The sequence below is a fragment of the Devosia rhodophyticola genome, from assembly GCF_028816475.1.
GTDB classification, from domain to species: Bacteria; Pseudomonadota; Alphaproteobacteria; order Rhizobiales; family Devosiaceae; genus Devosia; species Devosia rhodophyticola.
This window is the reverse complement of record NZ_CP118247.1, coordinates 2,030,982-2,051,568: the sequence shown is the minus strand read 5'-3', so window position 1 is coordinate 2,051,568 and position 20,587 is coordinate 2,030,982. Positions and strand designations below refer to the sequence as shown.

At 58.4% G+C, this 20,587-nt stretch carries 18 protein-coding genes, 1 tRNA gene and 2 pseudogenes; 12 read left to right on the top strand and 9 right to left on the bottom strand.

All coding sequences use genetic code 11. The features are described 5' to 3' along the window. Window positions 1-724: 724 nt before the first annotated feature. From PSQ90_RS10120 to PSQ90_RS10105, 4 genes and pseudogenes are all read left to right on the top strand, one after another. A pseudogene (locus tag PSQ90_RS10120) lies at window positions 725-3,834 on the top strand (helicase-related protein). Next, window positions 3,831-4,193 carry an RNA-binding S4 domain-containing protein gene (locus PSQ90_RS10115; RefSeq protein ID WP_282210200.1) on the top strand — a complete coding sequence of 121 codons (363 nt, stop codon included), beginning with the start codon at window positions 3,831-3,833 and terminating at the stop codon, window positions 4,191-4,193. Before PSQ90_RS10120 ends, PSQ90_RS10115 begins: the two are co-directional and overlap by 4 nt. Window positions 4,194-4,467: 274 nt before the next feature. Continuing rightward, on the top strand, window positions 4,468-4,806 hold the full coding sequence (gene fdxA / locus PSQ90_RS10110; RefSeq protein ID WP_282210199.1) for a ferredoxin FdxA: 339 nt from the start codon (window positions 4,468-4,470) through the stop codon (window positions 4,804-4,806). 384 nt (window positions 4,807-5,190) lie between these two features. Then, a complete protein-coding gene (locus tag PSQ90_RS10105; protein WP_282210198.1) occupies window positions 5,191-5,757 on the top strand; it encodes a CarD family transcriptional regulator in 567 nt (188 codons plus the stop codon). 63 nt (window positions 5,758-5,820) lie between these two features. Here the strand turns inward: PSQ90_RS10105 and PSQ90_RS10100 are convergent, their stop codons facing one another. The 5 genes from PSQ90_RS10100 to PSQ90_RS10080 form a co-directional block, all read right to left on the bottom strand. Beyond that, complete coding sequence (locus PSQ90_RS10100; protein ID WP_282210197.1) at window positions 5,821-6,189, bottom strand: VOC family protein; 369 nt, start codon at window positions 6,187-6,189, stop codon at window positions 5,821-5,823. Window positions 6,190-6,258: 69 nt separating this feature from the next. After that, window positions 6,259-6,945, bottom strand: coding sequence for a helix-turn-helix transcriptional regulator (locus tag PSQ90_RS10095; RefSeq protein WP_282210196.1), 687 nt, complete (start codon window positions 6,943-6,945; stop codon window positions 6,259-6,261). A gap of 31 nt (window positions 6,946-6,976) precedes the next feature. Beyond that, on the bottom strand, window positions 6,977-8,449 hold the full coding sequence (locus tag PSQ90_RS10090; RefSeq protein ID WP_282210195.1) for a M48 family metalloprotease: 1,473 nt from the start codon (window positions 8,447-8,449) through the stop codon (window positions 6,977-6,979). After that, window positions 8,446-8,583: an OB-fold nucleic acid binding domain-containing protein gene (locus tag PSQ90_RS10085; protein WP_282210194.1), complete on the bottom strand. Its 138-nt coding sequence runs from the start codon at window positions 8,581-8,583 to the stop codon at window positions 8,446-8,448. Before PSQ90_RS10085 ends, PSQ90_RS10090 begins: the two co-directional genes overlap by 4 nt. Before the next feature lie 2 nt (window positions 8,584-8,585). Further along, a complete protein-coding gene (locus PSQ90_RS10080; protein ID WP_282210193.1) occupies window positions 8,586-9,254 on the bottom strand; it encodes a thermonuclease family protein in 669 nt (222 codons plus the stop codon). Window positions 9,255-9,505: 251 nt separating this feature from the next. On the opposite strand from PSQ90_RS10080, the gene PSQ90_RS10075 reads away from it, so the two are divergent. After that, entirely contained in the window at window positions 9,506-10,228 is a 723-nt protein-coding gene (locus PSQ90_RS10075) for a hypothetical protein (protein WP_282210192.1), read from the top strand. Between the two features lie 45 nt (window positions 10,229-10,273). Further along, a tRNA-Arg gene (locus tag PSQ90_RS10070) sits at window positions 10,274-10,350 on the top strand. Between the two features lie 163 nt (window positions 10,351-10,513). Here PSQ90_RS10070 and PSQ90_RS17150 read toward each other — a convergent pair. Beyond that, the gene (locus PSQ90_RS17150; protein ID WP_407648109.1) at window positions 10,514-10,918 is read right to left on the bottom strand and encodes a GIY-YIG nuclease family protein; all 405 of its coding nucleotides are present in this window, start codon (window positions 10,916-10,918) and stop codon (window positions 10,514-10,516) included. Between PSQ90_RS17150 and PSQ90_RS10065 the strand changes: the two are divergent. From PSQ90_RS10065 to PSQ90_RS10050, 4 genes and pseudogenes are all read left to right on the top strand, one after another. After that, a pseudogene (locus PSQ90_RS10065) lies at window positions 10,841-11,068 on the top strand (RidA family protein); the annotation flags it as partial. The gene PSQ90_RS17150 and the pseudogene PSQ90_RS10065 overlap by 78 nt on opposite strands. A gap of 659 nt (window positions 11,069-11,727) precedes the next feature. Beyond that, window positions 11,728-12,435 carry an ABC transporter ATP-binding protein gene (locus PSQ90_RS10060; RefSeq protein ID WP_282210191.1) on the top strand — a complete coding sequence of 236 codons (708 nt, stop codon included), beginning with the start codon at window positions 11,728-11,730 and terminating at the stop codon, window positions 12,433-12,435. Continuing rightward, a complete protein-coding gene (locus tag PSQ90_RS10055; RefSeq protein WP_282210190.1) occupies window positions 12,432-14,795 on the top strand; it encodes an ABC transporter permease in 2,364 nt (787 codons plus the stop codon). The genes PSQ90_RS10060 and PSQ90_RS10055 overlap by 4 nt, the downstream gene beginning before the upstream one ends. A 39-nt stretch (window positions 14,796-14,834) precedes the next feature. After that, entirely contained in the window at window positions 14,835-16,037 is a 1,203-nt protein-coding gene (locus tag PSQ90_RS10050; protein WP_282210189.1) for an efflux RND transporter periplasmic adaptor subunit, read from the top strand. Between the two features lie 134 nt (window positions 16,038-16,171). On the opposite strand, the gene PSQ90_RS10045 is transcribed toward PSQ90_RS10050, so the two are convergent. The 3 genes from PSQ90_RS10045 to PSQ90_RS10035 form a co-directional block, all read right to left on the bottom strand. Continuing rightward, window positions 16,172-16,642, bottom strand: coding sequence for a VOC family protein (locus PSQ90_RS10045; RefSeq protein WP_282210188.1), 471 nt, complete (start codon window positions 16,640-16,642; stop codon window positions 16,172-16,174). 46 nt (window positions 16,643-16,688) lie between these two features. Beyond that, window positions 16,689-17,465 (bottom strand): VOC family protein, encoded by a 777-nt coding sequence (locus tag PSQ90_RS10040; protein WP_282210187.1) that lies wholly within the window; start codon window positions 17,463-17,465, stop codon window positions 16,689-16,691. A 196-nt stretch (window positions 17,466-17,661) separates the two neighbouring features. Further along, entirely contained in the window at window positions 17,662-18,153 is a 492-nt protein-coding gene (locus tag PSQ90_RS10035; RefSeq protein ID WP_282210186.1) for an Lrp/AsnC family transcriptional regulator, read from the bottom strand. Window positions 18,154-18,327: 174 nt separating this feature from the next. Between PSQ90_RS10035 and PSQ90_RS10030 the strand changes: the two genes are divergently transcribed. After that, window positions 18,328-19,374, top strand: coding sequence for a diaminopropionate ammonia-lyase (locus PSQ90_RS10030; RefSeq protein WP_282213027.1), 1,047 nt, complete (start codon window positions 18,328-18,330; stop codon window positions 19,372-19,374). A gap of 43 nt (window positions 19,375-19,417) precedes the next feature. Next, complete coding sequence (locus PSQ90_RS10025; protein ID WP_282210185.1) at window positions 19,418-20,584, top strand: M24 family metallopeptidase; 1,167 nt, start codon at window positions 19,418-19,420, stop codon at window positions 20,582-20,584. The last annotated feature ends 3 nt before the right edge of the window (window positions 20,585-20,587 follow it).

Below are 20,587 nucleotides of genomic sequence, written 5' to 3'. Positions count from 1 at the left end.
TGATCGCGATTCCAGGATTTAAGTCCTTATTTAATAAAGATAAATTCAATTATCCGTTTCACGACGACCTTTCGCTGCCATCGCTTCGGCCTTGTGGGGCAATTCTCATCCACCCCCCATATCTGGCCGTGAACAAACCCGCATTGCGCCTCTTGGCCCGATTCGGTCCGTGTTCGTTCCTGTTTTGATGCGATGATTAATATTGGGCACCAATAGCCTCTCAAACTGTCCCGATGCGGGATATCCCCGCTTTCACCGCCAGCGTCGCGCTCAAAAGCATGGTTAATCAAACCCTACCAAATCCATTGTCCCGCTTTGGCACGGTCAACTGCAAAATCATCAATTATCCGCCCCTCCCCGCCCCGCAACGGCGGCTCCGCGTCTCAACAGCCAGATTAATTTGCCCCATTCCCCGTTAGGATTTCGGTAACACATCGCCTTGGGTGCCTTGAAGCCATACAAAATTAACTCCTTGATAATGCAGGTGAATGCCATCCGGCTGTTTTGTCACCAATTGGTCGCCAGAATTTCGCCTTAGTGCCGAATCGATTTTCTTCACACTAGATGCGGTATGGAACAAACCCGGACTCACGCCTTGGCGTCGATTCGGTCCGACTTTGTTCCCTATTCGTTTCAGATTTGAATTGATCGAAAAACAGGTCGTGCTAACTGTCCTTTCGTGGGACACTCGCAACCCAACCCGGAAGGCCCTACATAGGCGCCAATGACCTTTTTATCCTCCAGTTCGCTCAAGGCGATTCTCGGCCCCACCAATACGGGCAAAACCCACTTTGCCATCGACCGCATGCTGGCCCACGCCACCGGCATGATCGGCCTGCCGCTGCGCCTCCTGGCGCGCGAGGTCTACCACCGCGTGGTCGAGCGGGTTGGCGAGCAGGCGGTGGCGTTGATAACCGGGGAAGAGCGGATCATTCCGGCAAAGCCGCGCTATTGGGTCTGTACGGTCGAGGCCATGCCCACCGATATTCCGGTGCAGTGCGTCGCCATTGACGAGATCCAGACCGCCACCGATTTCGACCGGGGACATATTTTTACCAATCGCATCCTGAACGCCCGCGGCATCAGCGAAACCCTGCTACTGGGCGCGGCGACCATGGCCCCGATCATCCGAACCCTGTTGCCGAACGCTGAAATCATTGATCGGCCACGCTTTTCCCAACTGACTTATGCAGGCTCAAAAAGCTCTCGCGCCAGCCAACCCGCTCAGCAATCGTGGCCTTTTCCGCTCAGCAGGTTTACGCGATCGCCGAACTGATCCGGCGTGAACGCGGCGGCGCCGCCGTTGTCATGGGTGCCCTTAGCCCGCGCACCCGCAATGCCCAGGTTGAACTTTATCAAAATGGCGACGTCGATTTTCTCGTTGCCACCGATGCTATCGGCATGGGGCTCAACCTTGATATTCACCACGTCGCCTTTGCCGACGACACAAAATTTGATGGCCGCCAGAGCCGTCCGCTGACCCCGGCGGAACTGGGTCAGATCGCCGGTCGAGCTGGTCGACACAGCCGCAATGGCACCTTTGGGGTTACCAGCGGCACCGAGCCATTTGAAGAAGAAATGATCGTTGCGCTGGAAACCCACGACTTTTCGGCGGTAAAAGTGCTGCAATGGCGCAACAATAAACTTGATTTTTCCTCCCTTGCCGCGCTCCGCGACAGCCTTGATGCCGCACCAGACCATCGAAAATTGACCCGCGTGCCCGTTGCAACCGATCAGCAGGCATTCGAATTTCTGGCGCGAAACGAAGCGGGAAAGCTGGCGACAGGCCCGCAAAACGTGGCTCTTTTGTGGGATTGTTGCCAGACGCCGGACTATCGCGGCATCTCACCGGCAGCCCATGGCGAGATCATCACCCGCATTTATGCCGACTTGCGCCGCCATGGCGCGGTCAACGCAGACTGGATTGCCGAGCAAGTCCGGTTCTGCGACAATAGTTCGGGTGATATTGATACTCTGTCCAACCGGATCAAGCAGATCAGGACCTGGACATTTATCGCCAACCGTAAAAACTGGCTTGAAGACCCATCCCATTGGCGCGAAAAGACCCGTGACATAGAAGATCGCCTGAGCGATGCGCTCCATGAACGCCTCACCCAGCGCTTCGTTGATCGCCGCACCAGCGTGCTGCTTCGTCACCTGAAAGACAAACGTATGGCATCTCCAGAAATTAATGATCGTGGCGAAGTTTGGCTTGAAGGCCATCTCATTGGCACGCTCGAAGGCTTCCGCTTCTCATTGGCACGCACCGAAGGCGATCTTGACGTCAAGGGCCTGCGCGCCGCCGCCGACCATGTGGTCGCACCCGAAATTCACAACCGGGCCGACCGGTTGGCTGGCGCCCCCAACGAGGAATTTGTGCTCGCTACTGACGGTCGCCTGCGCTGGCGCGGCGACATCGTCGCCGAACTGCTCGAGGGCGACGAACTGTTGCGGCCCCGCATTTTGATTTTGGCGGACGAGACCTTGACCGGCCCGGATCTCGAACGCGTGCAGGACAGGCTGAACCTCTGGCTCCGCCACCATATCAATACTGTCCTTGAGCCGATCGTGACCCTGGCACAGCCTGCGGACCTTGAAGGCACCGCACGCGGCATCGCCTTCCAGCTTTCCGAACATCTGGGCTTGTTGCCCCGTCAGGCCGTCGCCGATGAGGTCAAGAACCTTGATCAGGATGTGCGCGGCAGGATGCGCAAACACGGCATCAAGTTTGGCGCCTACCACATTTATTTGCCGCTGATGCTCAAACCCGCCCCGCGCGAGCTGGCCATTATCCTTTATGCGCTCAAGCACGGCGGCGTCCGCCAGCCCGGCGTAACTGACCTGCCCCATATCGTCTTGTCAGGCCGCACCTCATTCCTTGTCGATCCCGAGGTTGCCCAGAGCCTTTATGAAGTGGCAGGTTTCAAGGTTGTCGGCAAACGCGCCGTTCGCGTCGATATTCTTGAACGTCTGGCCGACATCATCCGCCCCCTGATCGCCTTCGATCCGGCCCGCAATCAGAACGAGCCCCCCGCTGGTGCGGCCGAAGCCAATGGTTTCCGCGTTACCGTGGAAATGACCTCGCTTCTGGGATGCGCTGGCGACGATTTTGCCTCGATCCTCAACGCCCTGGGTTACCGGCTCCGCCGCACACCCAAAAAGCCGATCGAAACCCCTACGCAATCTGCGCCCGCGTCCGAAACGCCCGCGCCCGAGGCACCCGCTGTGGAAGTAGTGGCCGAAGCGTCCGCCCTTGAGACAATCCAGCAGGAAAATCCCGACCCCGTCGCGCCGACCGCCGCACCTGACGCTGAGGCAGTCCCGGCTTCAGAGCCTGAGATGGTCCCCGAGGTTCCTGCCGAAGCCGCCGTTACGTTGGCGATACCGGCTGAAACCGCACCCGCAGAGCCAGCCGCTGCAACCGCCGAGCCCGCAGCCGCATTAGCGGAACAAGCTGACGTTGCAACGCCTGATGAGGAAACACCCGCCGAACCCGAGTTCGACGAAATCTGGTTCCCGAGTGGACGGCGCGACAATAATCGCCGCCATAGCGCCCCGCGTCGACCTGAGGGAGAAGTGCAAAAACCTCGCCAGCAGCGCCCGGCCAACCGTCGCCCCGAAGGCGAGGTCCAGGATCTGAGCAAGGCCGCCCACCTCAATGGCAAGGCTCGCTTTGAAAATCGCGGCAAGGCCGAAGGTCGTCCCCGTGCCGACAAGCCCCGCAATGACGCTTCTCGGCAGGACAAATCGTCGCGGCCCGAGCGCAAAACCGGCTTTGATCCCGATAGCCCGTTCGCCGCTTTGGCGGCGCTGCGCAACAAGAAGCCTGAATGAGTACAGCGGGCAAGGAGCGTCTAGACAAGTTCCTGTTTTATGCACGTGCGATCAAATCACGCACGCTGGCCCAAAAGACTATTGAAACCGGCGTGGTGCGCGTCAATGGCGAGCGCACCACCGCCAGCGACCATAAGGTCGGCCCCGGCGACGTCCTGACCATGAGCCTGCATGAGCGCATATTGGTTTGGCGTATCGTTGCAACCGGCACCCGCCGTGGCCCGGCAGCCGAGGCGGCCCTGCTCTACGACGACATTTCCCCGCCCCCCATTGCCCGCGAACAGCGCTCCGCCTTTGACGTGGCCATTGCCGAGCGCGATCCGGGTTCCGGGCGCCCGACAAAAAGCAGCGCCGCCTGACCGACCAGCTCCGCACGGACAACGACACCTACAACGACGACTGATCAGTATACGAGCGCAAAAGACGGCGAAAAATCACCAGTTTGAATCAAGAATTGCAACGCTTGTCGCCAGCACGCAACTTGCTTCTAGCCAGAGCCACCGCCGCGCCAAAACCTGCTCTTTGTCGCACTTGCGGCTGCATTGAAAAGAGTTTAGCACCGTCTGGGTTGGCCCCCGTTTTGACGCGAGGCCAGCCTATCCGCCAGAATTGCCCGCAGGAATTGCCCGCCAGATGACCTATCTCGTCACCGACAATTGCATCAAATGCAAATACACCGATTGCGTTGAAGTGTGCCCCGTGGATTGTTTCTACGAAGGCGAAAACATGCTTGTCATCCATCCTGACGAATGCATCGATTGTGGCGTCTGTGAGCCGGAATGCCCTGCCGAAGCCATCGTTCCCGACACCGAAGGTGGCCTCGACAAATGGCTGGAGATCAACACCAAATACGCCAATGTCTGGCCCAACCTTTCCGAGCGCCGCGATCCGCCTGCCGACGCTGAGGAGTTTGACGGCAAGCCCGACAAGTTCGAAAAATACTTCTCCCCCGAAGCGGGCGAAGGCGACTGAGCGTTTTCCACAGGGCCGACCTCAGTGTCGCGGACGAACACCCCCGATTTGCAGGCCTACAAGCATTTCCAGCACTATTTTTGTGCATGTGGCGGTTTTATCGGTTCAATTCGCAACCGATTGCTAGTTGATTCGCGCCTTTGATTTTGCTGAATTTTTGTGCTATGTTGTCTTTACATGCAGCATAAGCCCGTCTTTCGACACGTGCCCCAGTGGCACTCTTTTTTTGACAGGATCATCAACATCGATGCGCAGTAGCCCGGCCAATGCGGAACCGGACTTCTGTGAGTTTGACTGCGTGTAGCCCGCTCAGGGCAATAGAGTGTGAAGTGGATGTCCTTCCCGCAAGGAACCATCCACCGGGGCGTCAACAAGGAGTTCCAAATGGTAGTCAAGAAGACACAGCAACGGCTCGGTTTCAAAACGGGCGAGTATGTTGTCTATCCGGCGCACGGCGTCGGCATGATTGTCTCGATCGAAGAGCAGGAAATTGCTGGACTTACCCTAGAATTGTTCGTCATCAATTTCGAACAGGACAAGCTGACGCTGCGCGTTCCAGTCGCCAAAATCAAGTCTGTTGGCATGCGCAAGCTCGCTGAGGATGACCTTGTTACCCAGGCCTTGCACACCGTTACCGGTCGTGCGCGCGTCAAGCGTACCATGTGGTCGCGTCGCGCCCAGGAATATGAGGCCAAGATCAATTCCGGCGACCTTATCTTTATCTCCGAAGTTGTTCGCGACCTCTATCGCTCTGACGATCAGCCGGAACAATCCTATTCGGAACGCCAGCTGTTTGAGCAGGCCATGGATCGCATGAGCCGCGAAATCAGCGTCGTCAATCGTCTGACACTGACTGAATCCGTGCAGCTCATCGAAAAGAACCTCGCAAAGTCGCCACGACGCACCAAATCGGATGCCTCTGACTCCGACACCGAGGAAGCTGCCGCCTGATTGGCGACTCGAATTTGAATGAACAAGGCCGGGAGTAATCCCGGCCTTGTTTTTTTGCCAGGTTCAGTTGGCGCCATGATAGACCCTAAGCCGATGGCCGTCGCTGTCCTCCGCCACAAAATTCAGCCCGAAATCGAGCATAATCGGCTCCTGGATCATTTTAACGCCCAACCCCGACCACTGTTCAAAACAAGCGCCAACTGCGTCCATGTCCGGTTTGGCAATGCAGATTTCACTGCCGCCTCCCGTCCCGACCCCGGCCCCTTTCGGCAGTACCGCTTCGCGCGCCCAAAACCCGATCCTTGCCCCGTCGGGTAACACAAACATGGCAAAGCCAGCCGATTGCTCAACCGGCTGCACGCCGAGAAGCGGCGCATAAAATTCGGCGCTGGCCGCAGGATCGTTGACATATAAAATCGTAAAAACCGACATGGCGATCTCCTTTGTTTGGAGCTCCACGCTAACCCATCGTACTGCCAGAAATTGGCAGCATGGATTGCGCTACATCGGTAATTTTTCGCTGGCGCGCCAGCGCTTCAACAACACCTGACGTCGCGGCTGATAGCGACTGCCGCTTACTTGCATGTCACTGATACGGTCCAGCCGAAAATGGCGAAATGCCTGACGCAACTCACACCACGCCAGCACAATTTGCACCCGGTCGAAAAACCCTAACCCAAACGGCCAGACGGTGCGGTCCGTCCCAGCCCCGCTCACGTCCGCATAGGTTATGTGCACCTTGCGCTCAGCCCGGATGGCCTCGCGCAATTGGGCAATATCGATGTTGACCTGTTCCAGCGGTGCAGCCGTGCCGACCAACAGGGTCGACCTTTCCAGCTCGTCCCGAAGCTCGGTGGGAATGACGGCGGCGATCTTGGCCAACGCATCCTTGGCAGCGGCACCCAACTGGTCGTCAGCCCGCCGCGCTACCCAGCGCGATCCCAAAACCAGCGCTTCGATCTCGTCGGCTGAAAACATCAACGGTGGCAACATGAAACCGGGACGCAAGACATATCCCACGCCAGCTTCGCCCTCAATCTGGGCACCCTGCGCCTGAAGGCTGGCAATATCGCGATAAAGCGTGCGGATGGACACACCAATATCGCTTGCCAACACCCGCCCGCTGACCGGATGCCGATATCGGCGCAGCGCCTGCAACAATTGCAACAAACGTTCGGATCGCGTCATCAGTCCGCGCCTCCCGACCCCCGACGCCAGACTATTGCAGCGTCACGGTCTTGTACTGTTTGCCCGTCTCCACCGGGTCGCCCGGGAACAGATTATTGATGATATAGAACAGCTCGGGCCCCCGGCTCAGCCCGGACATTCGGCCGGCCAGACTATTGGCCGTATCGCCTGATTTGGCAGTAACCACCCTGATGCCAACCTTGTGGATCGAACCAAGATCGGCTGCCGTGGTGCGACGGAAACTCTTTAGCGTTGCTTCGGCGCCCGTTGCAAACCTTGACGTATCCGCCTTGGCCGCAAAAATGAACCGATAGACGTCCCCATCCAGCCGAGCCACCGACACCCGGAAATACCACTGATCGGTGCGGGCAACGCCAGATGCCATCTCGATGCCATTATAGCTTTGCGCCTTGACACTTTCGGGCTTCAGCCCGGCAATCCAGCCCGAATTGAGATAGTCGACCAGCGGCACATCGGACGCCACTTCTGCGCTGTCGAACCGCACTGCCTCGCCATCGCCAGCAACGCCAACAACAGCACTTTGCGAATTTTGTAGCGTATAGCCGCTCGGCACGCTGAAAGTGAACTTGCTCGAAGACTGAATGAAACGCCGGCCAATGATCGAGCCTTGCTCCGGGCTATCGCCAAACGTCAGACCATCAATCGAGGCCATATAGCCGGAGCGATCAGTATCCCCTGCCCCGGCAGCACCAAACAGATTGCTCGCTGTCTGCACCGCCTTGGCGATCCGGTCTGGTGTTGAGGGGTGTGAAGACAGGAAGTCGCCGCCAGATGACTCACCTGCCGAAAATTTTGCAAACCGCCCCATGACCCCAAGGAAGCGCGCGGCAGCATGCGGATCATAGCCAGCTTTTCCGGCAATCTTGATCCCTTCGCGATCCGCCTCAAGCTCCTGATTCTGGCTGAAGGCCGCCATCGACTTTGCACGATTGGCAGCCTCGGTCTGGCTATCTTGCCCGAAAACCGAACTCAGCACCCGGTCGACCAACCCGGTCGTACGATTGCGCTCGGTGCGCGCCCGCGCATGGCGCAATGTCACATGGGCGATTTCGTGGGCCAGAACTGCTGCCAACTCGCTGGTGTCAGACGCCAGCGCCAAAATACCGCGCGTCACATAAATATAGCCCCCCGGCAATGCAAATGCGTTGACCTCGGCACTGTCCAGAATGGTGATGGTGAACTTGGTGTTAGGCTGATCAGCCGCCGAAAGCAGCCGACCCACAATCCGGGCAATCATGATCTCGGCAGGACGATCCGAATAGACCCCGCCATAAGCCGCAATGGTGCGCGGATGCTCACGCCGCCCAATGACCTCATCATCAGGCTCGGTCCCGGCAGGTACAACGGTGGGCGCGCGATTGTCGCCAATCGAGCTGACCGCGACGTCAGAACCGGTGAGGGAGGTGCAGGCCGCCAACGTCACCATGGCGGCGAGCAGCACACTATTGCGCAATGCAAACGACAAGCCGACAATTATCTTCATGGCGTGGCCAGGACCTCGATCTGCTCGGGATGGGTAACTTCGATGCGCGGACCGTCCCGCTCGTCCACCCATCCCCTGATACGCACCAGCGAGCCCTCGAACCGCAGTGGATCAAGATCAACGCCCGCAAACAATTTCAGCGCCGGCGCTTCGATGACCGCGGTGAAATCTTCCTTCCACCGCCGCCCGAAGTTGAGATAGATCCGCCCGCTCGCTTCGTCGGCCAGCAACACCCGGCCTTCGACCAGTTCATAATGGCCAACGCGCTCCAGAATCTTGTCTGGATGCTCGGCCAGTCGAACGCTGTAATATGGGTCGCTCCAAATGCCAAGCCTTGCCGCGCGCGCGCGCCCTCTGCGGCATAAAGTTGATCAAGACATCGGCGATTGTCAGCAAATGAATAGACCCGCGCCAATCCCTGCTCCACCATTGCCTCTTGCGCCCAGACGTCACCTGTTTCGGTCTTGATGTAAACATGGGCCAACGCACGGTCATAGCGGTCAACCTGCGCGCCGCCATATTCGAGCCGAACCTGCTGATGCAAGGCCAGCTTTTCCAGCGCCACTTTCGATTCTTCAGCCTTGGGCCAAACCTCAAAACCTTCGCGGCCCAGCGGCAGTTTGGGCGCCTGCGTGCCAATCATGCGCACAACAAGACCACTGTCGAGCACGATCGTGTCGCCATCGGTCACCTGCACCACTGTGCCGACGGGACCCGGACGCAACTGCGCGCACGCTTGCGCGTCCACAAGACTCGCAGAAAAGGCGGCGACCGCTGCGATACTGGCAATTGTCGATTTGAGCAAATCAGGCCTCGGACAAGAATTGGTTCACCATGCATCTTAATAAGGCAAAAAATGATTACTTCGGTCGCACACAATTTTTTTTGTTGTCCCGATCCCCCGATACTGCTCCCAGTGTGTCCCTCATGCGCCACATTTGGCCGCACGCTGCCCAAATCGGTTGCCATCGCACCGGCAAAATGAGGCGGGCAATCCCATCGGTGCGCGAATCAGGGCAATATCGCCATGAACGCCCTGCCTGACGGATCGCTTCCATGCTGGCCGAAATCACCGCCTATGCCACCAGCATGATTGCCACCCCAAAACCCTTTCGCCAGCACCTCGGCCCCGCGATTGGCCTTTGGGCGCGTGGTCGTCGTCAACAGGTCGCCTGGGCGCGCCATATAGCGCGCACCAACCTGCTGTTGCGCCAGAGCTGCGACGCCCAGTCCGGCCAAAATACTGTTGTGATCCTCGGCTCCGGGCCGTTGTTCGACGTCCCGCTGGACGCTCTGGCTCAAAAATTTTCCCGGGTGCTGCTCGTTGATATCGCCCATCTCGCCCCGGCCCGACGCCATATGCGCAATTTCGCCAATGTTGAGCCAATTTGGCGCGATCTGTGCCCGGCAAAAAATCCCGCCGCACTCGATTTTCTCCACGCCATCAACGGGCTGGATTGGGTCGTTTCGCTCAACCTTGTTTCCCAATTGGCCGCCGCTGTGTCCCTGCCCGACCAGCGCGGCATCATCGATGCCCATCTTGAGGCACTTTTGGGGCTTGATTGCCCGGTGTCGCTGGCAACTGACCTCAGCTGCGTCATAACTGACAGGAGTGGGCAATCGCGCCAGACCTTTGATCTACTCGCAGATCGCCCCATGCCGCCCGCACCCCATCGCTGGACCTGGGAAGTCGCCCCGTTCGGCGAAGACAGCCGCAAATGGCGCCGCACACACGACATGGCCTTTTACCCCGATTGGAAAGCTGCCTACTCGGGCTAAAATCGCTTTATTCCTCGCCCCTCTTTGTCTAAGTTGCGCCCGGCTGGTCCCGTAGCTCAGCAGGATAGAGCACGAGATTCCTAATCTCGGGGTCGTGGGTTCGAATCCCGCCGGGATCACCATTTCCAGCGCAACCTGGCCTCGACGCGGTCGCAGGACCTCAGCCTACCCGCCCGAAACGATTTGCCGCTTCAATTTGTAATTGGAGGTCGGGAGTTCGATCCTCCGTCGGCACCATTCTCCTCCTCAATGACCGGCCAAGGATGCCCTTTTCGTCGGGTTTCGTCATTCGACCCGAATGATAGCCGCAGCCTTCGGGTCATACCGGTGCTTAAGGATTCTACCATTCAGCATCATGGGGATGGCCTGCTCAATAACCTCCAAGGGCAACAAGAACCATTCTTTTGGCCTGAATGGCTTCTTGAACCTGTCCGTGATTTCGATGTCCAATCTTGCCTCACCGAAAAAGCGGTGCAGCAACGTCTCAAACATCGATATGTTCAAGTCGATTGCATCATAGGTACGAAGCGGATGAACGGGCGCAAAGAGGAATGTCGGGTCATCGTTAGCAGCCCTGATTCGATCCTCGAATGGCCCTGTCGTGAAGCCAATCTTGAAAAGATGGCCATCGTGCGCCAGGTCGTCAAACTGGTCGGCATGGTCAATGCACCGCTCGACTTTGCCGATCATCCGCGCGTGTTCAATGGTTACTCGGACCTGATGGTTAGCGTATTTGGCGAAGCAATCGGCAAGCACGCTCGGTCCGCGGTGGGCATGGCCTCCCTACCGGGCCAGATGAGCGTAGAAATCGAGACTGTCTTCGCCATTAACGAGCAGTAGACAAACTACAGATCACAAGACCAATTTCGGTTTCCACGAGCGCCTTGAACGACGCGATCGTCAGGCGGAACAGACAGCTATGTGGCCGCATGGAGCGTCGGGTTTCGGCTCGTGGTCGTCCTGGCGCTGATCGCCTAGTCAACTACCTGCGCAAGGTAGAGCAGTCCTTCGGACCAGTGGACATTGGGATGTCGCCAGCCCGTTTGCGGACGAGACACCCTTTTTTGCGCGTGCGAAAGAACATACTGCCTCCATGGCTGGCTTCTCCGACGCTCCGAGCGTACGTTGAACCCGTGTGCCGAATCCAACTCGGTGCGAATGCAGGCCGTAGCCAACTATGATTTAACTTGCGATCTCGAAAATTTTAGCGGGCAAAGGACTCGATTGCACCTAATGGAGAGCGCCAGAGTCTGGTACCCGATGTTGCCTCGCCACTGCAATTGGAATGCCGAACGAAGGCTCAGTTGGCGCGAAAATACAGGTTTATGTCTTGCTTCCAGTATTGCGACACTATGCTGGCTGGAACCGGCGATTTGAATGATGTTATTTTCTAGGTGAGCGGCTGGTCCTGGACCTACCCAAAGGTTTAGCGTCCACACTCCAATCTGACCGAATTCCGCCTCATGCTGCGCGGTATTAGGCAAACGAGGCGCGAAACCATGGCCGAGATGGCATTCACCACAAAGGGTTTGACCAAAGTTTACGGAACTGGTCGCTCTGCCGTCCATGCCCTGCGTGGCGTCGATCTGGAAATACCCAAGGGCGAGATCGTTGTGCTGCTTGGCCCTTCGGGCAGCGGCAAGTCAACACTTCTAAACATCATCGGCGGGCTGGACAGGTCAACAGATGGGGTGGCGGCATTTCAAGAACAGAATTTGACGGACATGTCAGACCGGGAATTGACGAAATACCGAAGACAGTATGTTGGTTTTGTCTTCCAATTCTATAATCTGATGCCAAGTCTGACCGCGCACGAGAATGTCGAACTGGTGACGGAAATTGCTGACGATCCGATGGACCCGGATGAAGCACTGGCGATGGTTGGATTGAAAGAACGGGTCGACCATTTTCCGGCTCAAATGTCGGGCGGCGAGCAGCAGCGGGTCGCCATCGCCCGTGCGGTGGCAAAAAATCCTACTGTGCTTTTCTGCGATGAACCAACCGGTGCGCTCGACAGCAAAACCGGGAAGTCGGTGCTGAACGTGTTGCGAGACGTCAACCAGACACTTGGCGCAACGGTGCTGATCGTGACCCATGCCGCCAGCCAAGCCCAGATGGCCGATCGGGTGATCCATTTTGCCGACGGCAACATTCGCCAGGTCGTCAAGAACGAGCACAAACTCACCCCCGAGGAGATCGAGTGGTGACGCCGCTCGATCACAAACTTCTGCGCGACCTCTGGCGCATGAAAGGGCAGGCTGCTGCCATCGGTATGGTGATCGCCGTTGGGGTGATGATGCTGGTGATGATGACCGGCCTGGTAACGTCGCTCGATGAAACCAAACGCGCCTATTATGAACGCTACCGTTTGGCCGATGTTTTTGCCTCCGTCAGCCGTGCGCCGGATAGTCTGCTTGGGCGATTGGCTGGTATCGCCGGAGTCGCATCGGTCGAAGGCCGGGTGCAGGGCGGTGCGTTGATAGATCTCCCGGACAGCGCCCTGCCGGTGCAGGCGCAGGCCGTTTCCCTGCCTGACCGGCGTGATCCCCGGCTCAACGCAGTCTACCTGACCGACGGTCGCATGATCGACAACGACAAGAGCGACGAGATCCTGTTGCTCCAGGCGTTCGCCGATGCCAACAGTCTGCGGCCGGGGGACAGTCTAACGGCTACCATGAACGGTGCGCGCCGAAAGTTCCACATTGTCGGCCTCGCCCAGTCGCCGGAATTTCTCTACACGACCGCACCCGGCGAATTGCTGCCCGATGACGCCCGATTTGGCGTGATCTGGATGAGTAATTCCGCGCTAGCTGCCGCCTACGACATGCAGGGGGCCTTCAATGAAGCGCTGCTGTCGCTGGCGCATGGAGCCTCGGAGCCTGCGGTCCTGGACGCGGTCGACCGGTTGCTGGATTCCTATGGCGGGACAGGGGCCTACCCGCTATCGGAACAGACCTCGAACCGCTTCGTATCAGAGGAAACCAACGGGCTGCGCGCCGCAGCCACAGGCGTTCCGCCAATATTCCTCGCTGTCGCGGCCTTTTTACTATACATTGTCATCAGCCGAATGGTGCAATCGGAACGCAGCCAGATCGGCCTGATGAAGGCTTTCGGTTACACCAACGCCGAGGTTGGAGCCCATTACTTCAAGCTGGTTCTAGCCATCGCAATTGGGGGAGCCCTGCTTGGCTGTCTCATGGGCATCGCCGGTGGCCGCGCGATGATCCAGGTTTACACTGCCTATTTCAAATTTCCATTCCTCGTATTCCAACTCGAACCGTCCTCCTTCGTGATTGGTGTTGGTGTTAGTATTCTATCCGCTTCGGCTGGCGGCTTGTTTGTGCTTAGACAGGTGTTTACACTTACTCCTGCCAGCGCGATGCGCCCGCCCGCGCCGCCAGATTTCTCCAGAACCGGGCGTATCGGCAGATCGCTTAATCGTATTCTCGACCAGCCGAGTCGAATGGTGCTGCGCCGCATCACCCGGCAACCAGGGCGAATGGCCGGATCGGTCATCGGCATTGCGGCGGGTATGGCGTTGAGTGTCGCCATGCTGACCCTGTTCGAGGGGTTCAACCGAACCATCGACCTGACTTTCAATGTTGTTGATCGCAGTGACGTGACGGTTAGCTTTACCCATGCCGCTCCGGACACGACCATCTACGAGCTCAAGCGATTGCCCGGTGTTTTGCTGGTCGAGCCGGTGCGGATAGTGCCTGCGGTGCTGCACAGCGGGCTCTACAGCTATCGCGGCGCGATCAACGGATTGACCCAGGCACCGCGCCTCAACCGCGCCATTGACCAAGGACTTGCACCGATTCCACTGCCGAAAGAAGGCGTGACGCTCGCGTCGGCGCTGGCCGATATATTGCACGTCAGGGCGGGCGACACTTTGACGGTTGAAGTGCGTCAAGGTCGTCAGCCCGTTTTAAAGCTGCCCGTTGCCGGCATTGCCACAAGCCTTCTCGGGTCGCCTGCCTATATGAACCTCACGGCGCTCAATCGGGCGTTACGAGAACCAAACCGGGTGTCGGGCGCCTATCTCTCCATAGATTCCAACCAATCCGAGGCCATCTACCAGACATTACAGGACATGCCCTCTGTCGCAGGGGTCAGCCTCAAGGCCGACGCGCGGAACGCCTTTCGGACTGTCATGAACCAGGGCGCAGGTGCAATCCGTTATGTGATGGGCGCCGTCGCGTTCATTATTACCTTCGGCATCGTCTATAATGCCGCGCGAATCGCCTATGCAGAGCGAGAGCGCGACCTCGCCAGTCTGCGGGTTATCGGTTTCACCAAAGGCGAGGCCGCTTTTGTCCTGCTAGGCGAATTGGGCATTGTCACTCTGATCGCAATCCCGCTGGGATCAATGTTGGGATATTACATCTCATTCGGCGTTGCTGCAGGATTTTCAACTGATCTCTACCAGATTCCGGCGGTTTTCCATCCCTCCAGTTATGGCACCGCTGCCGTTGTGGTAATTGGTGCAGCGGTCGCATCGGGATGGCTGGTGAAGCGCGACATCGACCGGGCAGATTTAATTTCCGCCCTGAAGACAAGGGACTAACAGGCAATGGCAAACAAGAAACATTCACGACATTGGCTTATGATCGGAGCCGCTGTGGTGGTTGGCGGCGGCCTGACCGCAGTGTTTTGGCCGCGCCCGACCATGGTGGACATGGGGGTGGTGAAACGCGGCGAGATGATGGTCACAATCGACCAGGATGGACGCACGCGCGTCAAGGACGCCTATATCGTTTCGACCCCCGTAGCTGGTCGTTTGCAACGGGTAGAGGTCCAACCCGGCGATTCCGTGGTCAAGAATGAAACGATCGTTGCGCACATGTTGCCGATCAACCCTGTTGCGATGGATATCCGAACCCGCGAACAAGCCCGCGCCGCAGTGACAGTTGCACAGGCGGCACTGCGCGTAGCGCGCGCCGGTCTCAACGCCGCGATTGCCAATCGCGACTACGCCGAAAGTTCGCTTTCGCGCACCCAGCAACTTGTCGACCGTAACGCTGCCAGCGAGACAACGCTGGAACGTGCGCAACAGAGCTTTCGCGTCGCCATGGCAGACGTCGAGACCGCCGAAGCCGAAATTTCCCAAAGGGAAGCTGACGTAGCGAACGCCCAGGCCCAGCTCATCGGATTTAGCGAGACTGGACTAAGTGCCTCTGTCGATGCCAGTGGCAGCACTGACATCCCGCTTTATGCCCCAGCGGACGGACTCATCCTGCGGGTGATTCAACAGAGCGAAACCACCCTGCCCGCAGGTGCGCCCATAATGGAGATTGGCAACACCTCTAACGATCTTGAAATCGTCGTCGATCTGCTGTCCACCGATGCGGTGCAGGTCAAGGTAGGCGACCGCGTTATCGTTGACGACTGGGGTGGCGATACGACGCTTTCCGGCGAAGTTGTTCGCATAGACCCTTTCGGCGTAACCAAATTCTCGGCGCTCGGGGTCGAGGAGCAGCGGGTTAACGCAGTTTTGCGCTTCACCGAACCGTCAAGCGACTACGATGGTCTCGGCCACGGCTTTCGCATCGAAACCCGGATTGTCGTCTGGGAAAAGAATGACGCATTGATTGTGCCATCCGCAGCGCTCTTTCGGTCAGGCGACGGCTGGTCAACCTTCGTGGTTTCAGAGGGCTCCGCCCGGCTCACGCCCGTCAGCATTGGCCACAACAACGGGATTGAGGCCGAGGTGTTGAGTGACACGTTGTCCGAGGACCAGCAGGTTATTCTTTATCCCGCCTCTGGCCTTAACGATGGGGCGAATGTGTCGAAACGGGAGATCGAGTAAGTCGTGTTGCCCAATGTGTCACCTTCGTCCTTCACCCAGCTCACTGCTCGAGCTTTGCATCAGGCCGGTCGTTCACTCAAAAAATAATAGGCGTCGACGGTTCAGGGGCATGCAACCACGCCAATCATCCGCCTTCAGCTTGCTGCAAAGGCCGCTTCCAGCGTCGCGATTTCAATCTTGTTCATCTCCATCATCGCGGCCTGCGCCCGTCCGGCAGCCGCCCGGTCTTTGGCGCCCAACATTTCGGCCAGTGCCTTCGGCACGATTTGCCACGAGATGCCGAAGCGGTCCTCTAGCCAGGCACAGCGCCCCGCCTCACCACCGTCGGCGATCAGAGCGTCCCAGAGCCGATCTGTTTCGGCTTGATCTTCTGTCAAAACCGAAATCGAGGCCGCCGGAGTTGCCTTGTAGTGCGGCCCGCCATTGAGAATCTGAAATGGCGCGCCACCGAGCGTAAAGTTGACAACAATGGCATCGCCCCCGGGTTGAGCCCGGACCACATCTTCAATCTCGCTATTCGGGATCAGCGCGACATAGGCATTTGCCGCAGCTTCGCCGTCCTTGTCAAACCATAGGCAGGTTCTAACCCTGTGATTGCTTGGCATTGCGTTTCCTCATTGTTGAGCGTGGGAGGGTAATTTGAAGTACAAGTCATGATTTGCGTGGACCGGAAAACATCATTTTCGCACCCTGCGGATCGTCGGCCTGAAACAGCCAGCCGCTATTGTCCGGCAACTCGTTCGGGCCGCTCCGTACCGTGCCACCGCCCGCTTCGACGGCCGATTTGGCCACGTCGATATCGGCAACCTGCAGGGCAAAATTCCAGTAGGGTTTGGTGCCTTTTTCCGGCGCATTCATGACCGCACCGATCATTGCCCCGTGCTGGTTGATGAAGGTGTAGTCGCCCAGATCCCCCATCGGCATCGCGCCGCCCTGCTCCCAACCGAACAGGCTGACATAAAATTCAAGCGCTGCCTTCTGGTCTGAGGTGACCAGTTCATTCCAGCTGAAGTGGCCGGGCTGCATGGTCGAAAAAGCGGTACTGTCGTCGTCGCTGTCGCCGCGCATCAAATAGAAATGGGCCCCCTGCGGGTCGCTACAAAAGGCAAACCGGCCGACCCCGGGAATGTCGGTTGGTTCAATGTCCACTCTGCCGCCCAGTGACTTGACCTGTTTAGCCGACGCATCGACATCATCCACACCGAAATAGACGAACCACATGTTGGGCATGTTCTCGGCATGCTCTGGCGTTTTCAAGAGGCCCGCAACTGTTTTGCTGCCGCTCGAGGCAATCCAGTACTCAGCCGCCGACCCGCCCGGCATTTTCTCGACCGTCCAATCCAGAACAGCGCCATAAAATGCCCGCGCCGTATCGGGTTGGTCTGTCATTAGTTCATACCAAATAGGTGTGCCTTGGCGATTGCTCATGATCTTTCCTCCTCTGTTTACGAACTTGACTGCCTGCTGCGACGCCGCCGGTCATTCTTTGCTCGACGCCCCTGTCCTGTCTTGGGCAAATAGCAGCTCGATATGGCGCTTCAGATGACCGACACTTTCGCGTGGGTCATTTTGCTTGTCGTGCCCTGCCCGCTCAGGCGTTGGATCTTTCGCCGATGCGGGCGGGTCAGTCGGCCAAATTGGCAGCGCTGTGGGTGGTTGGGACCGTCAATGATCGATAGGACTTGCCCATGACCACCGAGGTCCGAAAGCGCCTTATGTTGGGATCATCAAAAAACAGCCGTTGCGTCAGCAATTCATAATCATCCATGTCGTGCGCCAGCACGATCAGGACGAAATCGGCTTCGCCAGTTGTATAGTATGCCTGCTGTACCTGGGGTTCTTTGCTGGCTTTGCGCCGGAAGGCGTCAATCTCGCTGGCGCGTTCTCGGTCCAGTTCCACCGAGACGATGAAGGTCATCGCCATGCCGACTGCCGCCTCATCGACCCGCACCACCTCGCCAGTGATGACTTTGCTGTCGCGCAATCGTTTGATCCGCCGCTGCACGGCTGCCGTAGACAGGTTGACCTGTGCCGCAAGGTTTTCAAGCGATTGGCGCGCATCCTGCTGCAGCAGGTCCAGAAGATGTCGGTCGGTCCGGTCCAAGTCAATCACCACGCAAAAACCTCTCGCCACCTCCCCGAAATTCGCAACATTTATATTGAATTCGCCTTCGTGGTGCAAGCGAGCGGCGTTGCAGCCTGTTAGACTTTGCAGACACAAGACCAAGTAGCAGCAAGGTGCCTTATGGCGGTTTTTCGTAATCCACATCGCGGAACTGGATTGACCGATATGGTGGGATTGGCGGGTGGCAGGATTCTGTCGGACCCTGCCGAGCCCTATCGCTTGTTGGCCCATTGCCCTGCCGCGAACACCACGACGCTGCGCGACATGCCCGAACTCGCTCGCACGAACAACGTTGCCAAAGTCTTTGTCAAAGATGAAAGCGCCCGCATGGGCCTGGGGAGTTTCAAGGCGCTGGGGGCAGCATACGTCATTGCCCGTTTTGCCATGGAACGCGCCGGCGGGCCCGAGGCACTGGCCCGGCATTCGCAGCGGCAGACAATTCTGTCCGACATGGTATTCGCCTGCGCCAGCGCGGGAAACCATGGACTGTCGGTCGCCTCGGGCGCGCGGATTTTTGGTGCCCGCGCCATTGTCTATATAGCAGATTCCGTGCCCGAGCCGTTCGCCGGACGGCTTCGCGATCTGGGCGCAGAGGTCCGCCGCGTCGGCGCGTTCTACGAAGCCAGCATGGAAGCGGCAAAACTCGATTGCGAGCGCAACGGCTGGACGCTGCTCTCGGACTCCTCCTGGCCCGGCTATGTCGAACTGCCGATGCGTGTCATGGAAGGCTATCTCGTTGTCGGAGCCGAAGTTGCCGACCAGATCGACGCACCGCCCACCCACATTTTTCTGCAGGCCGGCGTAGGCGGCTTCGCAGCGGCAATGACCGCACATTTCCGCATGTGCTGGGGCGAAGAACCAACAATCATCGTGGTCGAACCCGACGCTGCCGCAACACTGTTGGAAAGCGTCAGGGCGGGTCAACCCACCGATGTGCCGGGCCCGGAATCCATCATGGGTCGGCTCGATTGCAAATCACCATCACATCTAGCGCTCGCCGAACTGGCGCGCAACGCCGACATATTCCAGACCATATCCGATCAGCAAAGTCTTGAAACCGTTGGCGATCTTGGCCGCCTCGGCATACCGACCACGCCTTCGGGCGCTGCCGGGTTCGCCGGTTTCACCCACCTCGGCGCCGACCGCGACACGTTCGGCCTCAATGACCAAAGCCGCGTGCTCATTTTCGTAACTGAAGGCCCGGAGGGTTAGGCGTGAAAATTCGCTTCGCACTGGTCCGGACGGCGTTGGCTCGATGAGTATCGCGCGCGGCTTTTCAAAGGCCGAGTTTGCAGCAAGAACCAGGCATGCCCAACAATTGATGGCTGAGCGCGGACTAGGCGCGCTGCTTGTTTGCACCGAGCCGGAGGTGCGCTACTTCACCGGCTTTCTCACCCCGTTCTGGCAAAGTCCGACCCGACCCTGGTTCCTCATCGTTCCGCCAACTGGAAAACCCATTGCCGTAATCCCCGAAATCGGGGTGCCGCTGATGGCAACAACCTGGCTGGACGACATCAGGCATTGGCCTAGCCCTCGCCCAGAAGACGATGGCGTTTCCCTGCTGATCGAGACCCTGACTGACATTGGTGCCAGCCACGGCAACATTGGTCTGCCAATGGGACCAGAAACGGTTCTGAGAATGCCGCTCAATGATTATCAGCGACTGCGCGCGCACCTTTGTGACGCCACATTCGTTGACGCGACCGACATCATCCGGACCCTGCGCATGGTCAAGTCGGAGGCCGAAATCGCCAAGCTCGCCGATATATGCCGCATCGTCTCGAATGGCTTTGCCGCCGTTCCCGCCAACGTTCACGCTGGCGACCGATTGTGCGATGTCTTTGCCGCCTTTCGCACCGATCTCATCGGTCGCGGCGCCGACGAAGTGCCCTATCTGATCGGCGCGGCAGCACCGGGCGGCTATGACAACATTATCGCCCCGCCCCGTGACGCGCCACTCGCGGCTGGCGATCTGCTGATGATGGATACCGGCGCGACCCGAGACGGCTATTTTTCCGATTTTGACCGCAACTTCGCCATTGGCTTTGCAGATGACGCCACGCGCAGGGCCTATGACACACTTTTTGCCGCAACCGAAGCAGGGCTGGCGGCGGCGCATCCCGGCGCAACCTGCGCCGATCTGTTCAACGCCATGGGACGGGTGATTGCCGACGCCGGATACCAAATCGGCAACGCGGGCCGGTTCGGACATGGCCTGGGCATGCAGCTGACCGAATGGCCCTCCCTGAGGGCAGCCGACCGGACGGTGCTAGCCCCGGGCATGGTACTGACACTTGAACCCAGCCTCTCGACCGGCCCCGGACGCGGCATGGTGCACGAAGAAAATATCGTCATCCGGGTTAATGGCCCCCAACTGATCAGCCAGCGCGCCGCGCCCAAACTGCCAGTGATAAACCCGTAAAGC